The organism is Vibrio sp. 10N.222.55.C6 (assembly GCF_041473395.1).
Lineage (GTDB): Bacteria > Pseudomonadota > Gammaproteobacteria > Enterobacterales > Vibrionaceae > Vibrio > Vibrio crassostreae_C.
Window position 1 is genome coordinate 1 of record NZ_JBFRSD010001029.1, and the last position, 638, is coordinate 638.

The 638-nt window shown below is 45.6% G+C and carries 1 protein-coding gene; it reads left to right on the forward strand.

Annotated elements, in window-relative coordinates:
• Positions 1 to 638, forward strand: a 638-nt coding sequence (locus AB4486_RS27395; protein ID WP_372119942.1) for a DUF6701 domain-containing protein, incomplete at both ends; no start/stop codon positions are given.

A 638-nucleotide genomic window follows, 5' to 3' on the forward strand; every position in this document is an offset into this window, starting at 1 on the left:
TTACTGAATGACAATGCAGCTGAGCTGCAAAGAGTTACGGATTCAGATGACGTTAGCCGCAGAGATGGTCCTTTCAATACCAGTGATGCTAGCTCAATAGCCACTAATTTTGGTTTAACAGTGACAGGAGTTGATCCTGTGTCATTTACGGATTCAGACCCTGTTACCGATTCAGCTGCATTCCCAGTTCAACCTCCTGCCCGATATGGTCGAATGGCGCTCGATGATATTGGTGGTAACTCAAATGCCACATTGACTATCCCACTAAGAGTTGAATTCTGGAATGGTAGTGAGTTTGTTCTCAACACTGATGATAGCTATCAAGATGACCAGAATAAAAGAAGCAGTAGTTTTAATGGTGCAAATTATTGTAGACAGGTGATTTGGCACAGCGAAGGCAAGACTATTACGTCTGCAATGCTTAGTGGTGATGGAAATGTAAAGGGCGGTGAAGAAGAGGTCACAGCAAACCAAAATACGCCAACGGGAACAGATACGCCGCGTGAGCAAGTTCGTCTGTGGTTGAGAATGGATGCCTCTGCGCCAACGGCTAATACTGGTGAAAACCCTGTTGTTTGTTCAGGTAGCGATCAAGATCAACCATGGTTGCGCTACAACTGGCGCCAACTCGGTGATGA